Below are 6598 nucleotides of genomic sequence, written 5' to 3'. Positions count from 1 at the left end.
CAACCAAGAAAAAATGCAACATTGGTTCAGCTGGAGCCGGATTATAAAAAGCTTTTTGTCCAGCAGGCAGCACTTCGTATCCAAGAAAAGATGCAGCAGAAATTCGCAGGTGGAAAAATCTGCTTGTGTGAGGCTGATATCATTCGATTGGCATATCTGAAGCGTCCTTTATGTGTTGCCATCGAAGGTGTAGATGGGTTCAGTCACATGAATATTTCCATGACAGAAGATGGAATGTTCCGCATGAGCCTGTTTACTTTGGTGGATTTTGATACCATTTCGGATGACCAAAGTGAGAAACAGGAACACACCTTGGACGAGGTGCAGATGGAACGCTGGTATACCCTGAAGGGACAGCATTTGCTGACAGAGCTGGTAACGGAGATGAATCAGCAGGGCTTTTCCAGATTATCCATACAGGAAAATGGCGATGTTGTGGTACAGGAAAACGGAAAATATGTGGTAAAAGATCATGTATTGGATTTTCCGCCGAAAAAGAACTGGCTTGACTTAAAGAAAATGATGATGGATACAGGTATCAAAGTAAGGATCAATGAAAAAAAGATGACTTTTATGTGGTAAGGAAAGGAAGTATGAACTATGGCAAAAACAAAGCTATTTGATAATTGGACTTGGAATAGAAAGCTCCCAGAGCCATTTGACGATGTATCCATTGAACAGCGCTCAAAGACACACTATTCAAAGTATTGTATGACGCCTGCTAAGCTTGCGACACTGCATTCCGCAGTGTTGAGCGCGATCCTTTCTGCAATGGAGCTGAATATGGATGACTCCAGTGAGGAGAAAGGTGCCTTTGGTGAGCAGGGCGATTTGATGGATATTGCAGAATATCCAAGCAGGACAGGCGAGATTCATGTAGTGGTCTATCAGAAGCAAACGGGTAAATATATTGCAGGCTGCTATGATGATGTGAACCAAATGCCTAAGCCCTATGTACTGAAAGAGGATAAGAACACAGGTACAGCATTGTTCTTTGCATTGATCCGAAAAGCGATGATGGATGAAGAATTTTCCGAAGAATATAATTTGCTGCTTGAAGAGAAAAAAGCAGGTTTTCCTGATTTACAGAAGGCGGCAAAAAGTGCTTATATTCTCTGTGATAATTTATACCGAAGGGTTGAGAATGCTTCTGATTTAGGTGAGGCGGGGATTCCTGTGGTGATCCCGACAACAGGGAATATCCAGCCATTTACGCCTATTACGCTGAATAAAGGAACCTATCACCCAAGTACCGTATTATATGGCAAATTTAAGGTATTAAAACCAGATGAAATGAAACGTCGAAAGAGCAGAAAGAAAATTCGCAGAGAAGATTTTGTTGGAAAATTTGCCTTTGCGAAAAGAGAATTTTCCTCCTCGGAAATGCTTTTGATCCCCAAACTGCCAGACTGGTATGTAATCCCTAATGAGGTTGTGAATATTTGCCGTCATGCAAAGGAAACTACGGAAAGCAGAAGACCGATGCGAAATTTTCTGCTTCGAGGCAGAGCTGGTACAGGGAAAACAGAAGGAGCAAAAGCCATTGCTTCAGGTCTTGGTCTTCCATATTTGCATCTGACCTGTTCAGCCAATACGGAAATATTCGATCTGTTAGGACAGATGTTGCCAGTTTTGGATAAACCAGACAGAAAGTTAGGGGAATATCCAACCTTTGATGATATACGAATGGATGCGGCAACGGCGTATTATAAGCTGACAGGCGAATATCAGGAGGATGTGACAGAAGATGAGGTCTACAAAAAGCTATTGGAGACAATAGAGGAAAAGGCTGCAAAAACAAATGATCATAAGACAGAACAAAGGTTTCAATATGTGGATTCTCCTTTGGTGCAGGCAATGAAGAAAGGATACTTGATAGAAATTCAGGAACCCACAGTCATTTCCAACCCAGGTGTTTTGGTAGGTTTAAACTCCTTGCTGGATACTTGCAGTTCTATGGTATTGCCAACAGGTGAGCGTGTAGAGCGTCATCCTGATACGGTTGTTGTAATCACGACAAATAATGATTATGAAGGCTGTCACGCCTTGAATCAGTCTGTATTATCCAGAATGGATTTTATTTTGGATATGGCAGAGCCAGATACCAATACGCTGGTCGAAAGGGTTTCTAAGATCACTGGATTTGAGGAACGTAACAAAATCAGTATCATGGCGAAAATCGTACATTCGATTCAGCAACATTGTCGTATGAATATGATTGACGATGGATGCTGTGGTGTACGTGAGCTCATCAGTTGGGTGCAGAGTTACATGATCTGTGGGGATATGATGGAGGCTGCGAAATATACCATTTTGCCATCTGTTTCAGCCGATGAAGAAAACAGAGAAGAAATCATCACAACTTGTCTGGACCCTGTACTCAATCCGTAAGGGTGGTGAATGGATGTACGAAAATATTGGTGAAAATCTGAAGCTTTTAAGACAAAGAAGGAAGCCGGAATATTCGCAGAGAGAAGTTGCGGAGAAGTTAAAGGTGAACCGAAATACCTATGCGAAATATGAGCAGGGCAAATTGGTACCACCGGTATGGTTTTTATATGAAGTTGCAAGGTTTTACAGAATAGATTTTTTTGATCTGGTATTTGGACGTATAGAAGGGAATGAAGAAGAATGAGGGTATCACATAAGGAGCTGAAGCGAAAGATCAATCAGGAACAGCTCAAGATCACAGATAGAGAACTATTTTGTTCCAGAGCGTTTGCAGGATTTCTGACAGATATGGCAGAAGCTGCTACAAAACGCTATAAGAGAAAAATAAAAGTTCATGTGTTTTATGACGAAAGTGAAAATGCAAAAACTGCATATACAGACAATGAAATCATTTCTATCAATGCAGGCAATGAGATCACAAGGAGTTTTCCAACGAAGGTACTGCGTTCTGATAGCTTGATTGGGATGAATGCCCATGAGATTGGACATATCCTTTTTACGGATTTCCCTATGATGAAACACTATTGTCAAGAGATGAGCCGAGGTAGGATGTATCCTGCTGTACCCTCTTTTTCAGAATGGGAGATAGAAGAAAAGGCAAAGGAAGTACAGGAGTTTCTGGAGAATGCGGATGAACTTACCAGACAGGCAATAGCGACGGTTTCACAGTTTCTTTTTAATGTGCTGGAGGATGGTTATATCGAGGCACGCATGTGTGATGCTTTCCCTGGAAAATATGCAACAGGTATCAGGCTGAATAACATCCGTATTTCAGAAATGGCACAATCCATCAGTGAGCAGCTGAAAAACGGCGCATATCGTTTTTCTGTGCTGCTGAACTTACTGATCCAGTATCACCGTACTGGTGACATCAATAACCGAGATGGATATGACGGTGAAATCCTGGATATGTTTTATGATGTTTTACCTGTATTCGAAAATGCATTATATGATGATGATACAAAAGTCAGATATGAAGCAATCAATCAGATCCTGATCATGTCGTGGGATTATGTGCAGGAAATCTTGGAACAGGTGAAAGAAAACCAGAAAAAACAAAATGAGGCTTATGCCATGGAAGAATTGCAGAAAAAACTACATGATGAATTGACAGGCAAAACAGAGGAAGCAAAAGGAAATACAGCTCCTGTTACAGCACAAGGCGGTTTTTCTATTGACAGAGATAAGGAACAGGAAAAGAGGAAAGAACTGCAGGAAGTGCTCTCTGAAGAAACGGAAAGAATCCCATTGCTTGAGACAGAAGATTTTGAAACAAAGGGAGAAGGTTGTATTTCTTGGGATAAGGAGTACAGTGGTTCCGGTTATGCGAACTCCGGAAGCGATATCCTTCGTATTTTGAATGAGATGTCTAAGTCCAATGCCATAAGCGAATTGAATGATTCATTGTGGGCTCAGCTGAATGAACAGTCCAAACGCTTAGAACTTGGAAATGCACACAAAGGGGTAAATTTCAGGATTTTTCGTATGCCTGTCGTAGATAGCAATCAGATAGAAGCATACAAAATGGTTGCACAACCATTGCTTTTGTATTCCAAACAATTACAGAAAAGATGGAAACGTATCCTGAAAGAACGAGTTAGTGAAGGAAAGCAGTCAGGACTTTTGATGGGCAGACGTATTGAAAGCTGAATGTTGATGAATCAGGAGGGGAAGATTTTTTCCAAAAGAAACTTGCCTGAGAAAAAACAGGATTTAGCGGTTGCACTGCTTATTGATGAAAGTGGTTCTATGTGTGGGTTGGATCGTGCTACTTATGCAAGAGCTGCTGCCATTATGGTATATGACTTTTGTAAGGCGATGCGTATTCCCCTTTCCATCATAGGACATACTGAAGCCAATGATGTAGAACTGTATGTATATACGGATTTTGATTCTAATGATGAGAATGACTGTTATCGTTTGATGGATATTTCAGCCAGAGACGGCAACAGAGATGGTGCAGCACTGCGTTTTGTTGCGGAACGTCTGATGAAACAGCCGGAAAGCAGCAGGCTTTTGATGTTGATTTCTGATGGACAGCCAGCAGGAAATGGCGGATATATTGGAACAGCGGCAGAAGAAGACTTGAGGGGTATTCATAAGGAATACACAAGGAAAGGTATCATGTTTGTAGCAGCGGCGATCGGTACGGATAAGGAAAACATCGAAAGGATTTACGGCGATGCGTTTCTGGATATTACGGATCTGCAGAAGCTGCCTTTTTTATTGGTCAAAAGAATTGAAAAAGAGATAAGGAGATGAAGATTCACATGAGTGAGAATGAAAAAAACTATATTTCCAGACAGATTTCCGTTTATAAAACAGACAAAAAACTGGTTGAGTTCATAGACAAACTCAAGCCAGCACCGGCAGAGTACTATGCACATATCCATTCTTTTGGGGATAAGGATGAATCTGGTGTCAGACAGATTTCCTGTATCGGCATTACACTGCAAAACTACACCAACGGGACAGGAAAAAACATCAAGCGCGTTTCTGCAAATATTTCACCGGATGAAGCGGAGTATATTTTCAATCAGCTGCAAAATGCTGTGCAGGAGTTTAATTTCCAGCAAGAAAAGATATTTGGTACACCGGATGAAAATGGACGCAGTCATGTAACAAAGCTGCGAATCATTAGAGCAGTGACCGGCAGTGATGGAAAACCAAGACGTTATCCGTGGTACTTGGAAATCGCCAATGGAACTGGAGAAAAGGTCAAGAAGGATAATGGCGGGATTTTTATGAAAGCAAATTCTTATCAGGAGCAAAATAAAGAATATATCAACCTGAATGATATTGACTTTTATAAACTTATGATCCGTGTCAGCAAGTATATCAAGGCATGGGAAACTACTGTGGCGCCACATATCATTATGGAGGGCAAACAAGCAATGGCTCAGATGCAGGAAGAAGGAAGAAGCTAAAAGTAGATAGTTGAAGAGAAAAAGTTTCTTCGATATAATTAAAATGTAAATTATATTTGTACTTATGAAAGGAATGAGTAGATGCAAGAACAATACTCACAAGATGATGTGTTTTATGTCTGCACATTGATTGAATACATTGCCAGAAAGACGAAAAATCATCGTCAGGATGTGGTGAAGCATTTTACAACCAATGATATATTGCATCAGTTAGAAGCGGCGCCGATGAATCATTGCTTGAGCTTAGAACAGGTTTCGGATGAAGTAATTGAGGATTATCATATTGCAGAAGGCACTTTTGATACTGTAAAGGAATGCCGATATCAAGTTCCATCAGAAACCGCTATTGGCAGAGTTTATCAAACATTGGTATTATCTCTTTATGCAGATAACTATGCACAGGGGATACTTGATGTGTTTGCTTCGTTTATCAGCGATGAGATTTCGGATTTTAATTCAAATGTATATTACAGTAATCCGGATTATTTGAAATATTCTTTTCAAGAAGGATATATGTTGGCATAAGTAAATAGAATGGATGAAAAGCAAGGATGATGAAACACGAGAATGTGTGAATTATCCTTGCTTTTTTGATTGGAGGATGGAAGCATGGACATTTTTCAAAAGATAGCGAAGGAACAACCTCTGGATTTTCGTGTGTTTCAAAATAAAAAAACACATATACCCCCAGAACAACCAGAGCAGAAAGAAATAAAGCATACGAATCAGGAAACTGAATTGCAGGATGAACAAGTTACCGTAAAGGAAGAACCCAAAGACGTTTCTGGTGCTGTCAAGCATATGGAAAAAGATGCTGTATCGAATAAAAGTAAGCTGGAAGAAAAAAATGCCATAGCAGAAGAACCGAAACAGGAAGAAAATCAGAATAAAATTCATCTGGAAAAGCAGGAAGAAGCTGTGGTGATCTCTTTTCCCACTCCTAAAAATGAGAATGAAGAAGCAGTTTTGAAATTGGAAGTACAGCTGGAAACACAAAAATCGCATATGCTGCCAGTATTTCCTATCGTCAGATACCTGAAAAATAAATGTTTGGCTGATACGGATTTTGCCTCGAAGGTAAACGATGAAAAAAAGACACTGGAAAAGTGTTTTCAATTTGTTATAAGTGGGGTGAAAAAAGCATTGGCAGGAAAAAACGGATGGTTAGACGATAATGAGGTCTATGCTTTGGCAGAGACTTATTTCCTGACAGATGAAGC

Annotated in this window: 8 protein-coding genes; all 8 read left to right on the top strand. The window is 40.3% G+C overall.

Going from position 1 to position 6598, the window contains the following annotated elements; all coding sequences use genetic code 11:
* Positions 1–582 (top strand): hypothetical protein (locus tag BUB35_RS19145; protein ID WP_159432916.1); only part of this gene is annotated, 582 nt, incomplete at its 5' end.
* A gap of 18 nt (positions 583–600) precedes the next feature.
* On the top strand, positions 601–2391 hold the full coding sequence (locus tag BUB35_RS17610) for an AAA family ATPase (RefSeq protein ID WP_072853845.1): 1791 nt from the start codon (positions 601–603) through the stop codon (positions 2389–2391).
* Between the two features lie 13 nt (positions 2392–2404).
* Entirely contained in the window at positions 2405–2635 is a 231-nt protein-coding gene (locus BUB35_RS17605; protein ID WP_072853843.1) for a helix-turn-helix transcriptional regulator, read from the top strand.
* Positions 2632–4101, top strand: coding sequence for a hypothetical protein (locus BUB35_RS17600; RefSeq protein WP_084730773.1), 1470 nt, complete (start codon positions 2632–2634; stop codon positions 4099–4101). The genes BUB35_RS17605 and BUB35_RS17600 overlap by 4 nt, the downstream gene beginning before the upstream one ends.
* Before the next feature lie 6 nt (positions 4102–4107).
* Positions 4108–4713: a cobaltochelatase CobT-related protein gene (locus tag BUB35_RS18600; protein WP_159432915.1), complete on the top strand. Its 606-nt coding sequence runs from the start codon at positions 4108–4110 to the stop codon at positions 4711–4713.
* A gap of 8 nt (positions 4714–4721) precedes the next feature.
* Positions 4722–5378: a hypothetical protein gene (locus tag BUB35_RS17595; RefSeq protein ID WP_143185499.1), complete on the top strand. Its 657-nt coding sequence runs from the start codon at positions 4722–4724 to the stop codon at positions 5376–5378.
* Between the two features lie 81 nt (positions 5379–5459).
* Positions 5460–5903, top strand: a complete 444-nt coding sequence (locus BUB35_RS17590; protein WP_072853839.1) for a hypothetical protein — start codon at positions 5460–5462, stop codon at positions 5901–5903.
* Positions 5904–5987: 84 nt separating this feature from the next.
* Positions 5988–6598: Cas9 inhibitor AcrIIA9 family protein (locus BUB35_RS17585; RefSeq protein WP_143185498.1), on the top strand; the 611-nt coding region annotated here is incomplete at its 3' end.

This window comes from Anaerotignum lactatifermentans DSM 14214, from assembly GCF_900142265.1.
Classification (GTDB): domain Bacteria; phylum Bacillota; class Clostridia; order Lachnospirales; family Anaerotignaceae; genus Anaerotignum; species Anaerotignum lactatifermentans.
This window is presented reverse-complemented; position numbering and strand designations above follow the sequence as displayed.